The following is a 1,856-nucleotide window of genomic DNA, read 5'->3' on the forward strand; positions in this document are numbered from 1 at the left end:
CTGTTGCGACAATCGACGTCGGCGGCGAGAAGTACAAGGTTCTGCCGAAGGACTATCAGCTCGATCCGGTTCGCGACTTCACGATGCACGTGGATTTCCTCCGCGTCTCCGGCAACACGCAGGTCACCGTCGAAATCCCGGTTCACTTCATCAACGAAGAGAAGTCGCAGGTGAAGATCGGCGGCGTTTTGAACATCGTTCGCCACACAATCGAAGTTCATTGCCCGGCCGATGCGATCCCGGAATTCTTCGATATCGACCTCTCCGGCAAGAAGATCGGCGACAGCATCCATATCTCCGAAGTCGTACTGCCGAAGGGCGTGACAACGGTCATCGACCGCGACTTCACGATCGCAACGATCGTTGCTCCGGCCGCTGGCGTTGAAGAAGAAGCTCCGGCTGAAGGCGAAGGCGAAGCGGAAGCATAATCCGCATACACCAATTCGTAATTATAGGGCCCGCTTTCCCCTGGAAGGCGGGCCTTATCAATTTTAACGCGAGCCACTTCAGCAACATTTAACACATTCGTGAAAGCATTCCCCAAGCATTTCTACACTTGCCGCTCTTTGCCGTCATGGCCGCGAAGCGAGAGCCCGGGGAGAAAACGGAACCATGAACAATTCCGTTGAGAACAGATTTTTTGCGATTGTTTGCGGGGCGCTTCTCATATTTGTCGCTCCGCTTTTTGTATTGTTTCTCTTCCTTTCCTCCGAGCGCGCCGACAAGGAAATACGCGACCACATCTCCGTTCTTCTGGTTGCCAATTCCCAGGCGCTCGCAAAGCCGCTCTGGGATCTGGACGAAGACAGCGTAACGCAGATCAGCGCCACGATGGTTTCGCAGGGCGCGATCGTGAAGGTCGAGGTTCGCGATCAATCCAGTCAGCTCAACGTGACGCAATCGACCATCCCGAAATCCTTCGATGGCGAGCTCGTTCAGGTTTCCCGCGCAATCATCTACAACACGGTCGACGGTCCGAAGAACCTTGGCAGCATCGCGGTCTATTATCCGAAGCTTGGCCTCTTCTCCGGCCTGAAGCATGAAGAAGTCGTCTTCATATCGATCTTCATCTTCGCCGTGCTCACCGTCTTCGGCACCGCACTGATCGGCAACCGCCTCTTCGTCATCCAGCCACTCATGCAGCTTATCGCTGCCATAGAGGCCACCCGTCAGCTTGGATCGCGCCATCACGTCGATTGGCAGTCAAGCGATGAGATCGGCCGCCTTGCCCGCAGCTTCAACGAGATGCAGACGAAGCTGGAGAGCGAGGAGAAGGAACTGAAGCTCGCCCACCGCCTCGCAACCGATATCTATAACCTCACGCCCGCCATGCTCTTCTCGCTGGACAACGAAGATCGCATCATAGCGGTCAGCGACTATTGGCTGGTCGCAACGGGCTACGGCAGGGCTGAGGTGATCGGACGCAGATTTTCCGAACTCGTGACGCCCGATACCCGCGACGCGTTCCAAAACCGCAAGGAAGGATTCGAGAACGGCGCGGCACTGGACGTGACCGTTAAGTTCCTCTGCGCAGGCGGCCGCATCATGGACGTGCTGATCCTGGAATCCAAGAAAGCCACCGGACCAAACCAGCTCTCGCTGTCGGTCATGACCGACGTGACCGCACTGAAGGCCTCGGAAGACCGCAACCACCGCCAGGCGATCACCGACCATCTCACCGGCCTGTTGAACCGCCAAGGCTTCGAGACCGCCCTCGACGGCAAGATCGCCGAAGCCGACGCCGCTGGCCAGGAGCTTGCCTGCCTCTTCATCGATCTCGACCGCTTCAAGTGGATCAACGACAATCTGCGCCATGCGGAATGCGGACGCCCCCTGCGCGATGTCGTGCATCGGCG

General features: G+C 57.5%; 2 protein-coding genes. Both read left to right on the top strand.

Annotation, left to right across the window (positions count from 1 at the left end; genetic code table 11):
* On the top strand, positions 1–428 hold a 428-nt coding region (locus tag C9413_RS31735; protein WP_170251490.1), incomplete at its 5' end, for a 50S ribosomal protein L25/general stress protein Ctc.
* Positions 429–612: 184 nt separating this feature from the next.
* On the top strand, positions 613–1,856 hold a 1,244-nt coding region (locus C9413_RS31740), incomplete at its 3' end, for a diguanylate cyclase (RefSeq protein WP_170251492.1).

Origin of the sequence: Rhizobium sp. SEMIA 4085, assembly GCF_013004495.1 — a bacterium.
Lineage (GTDB): Bacteria > Pseudomonadota > Alphaproteobacteria > Rhizobiales > Rhizobiaceae > Rhizobium > Rhizobium gallicum.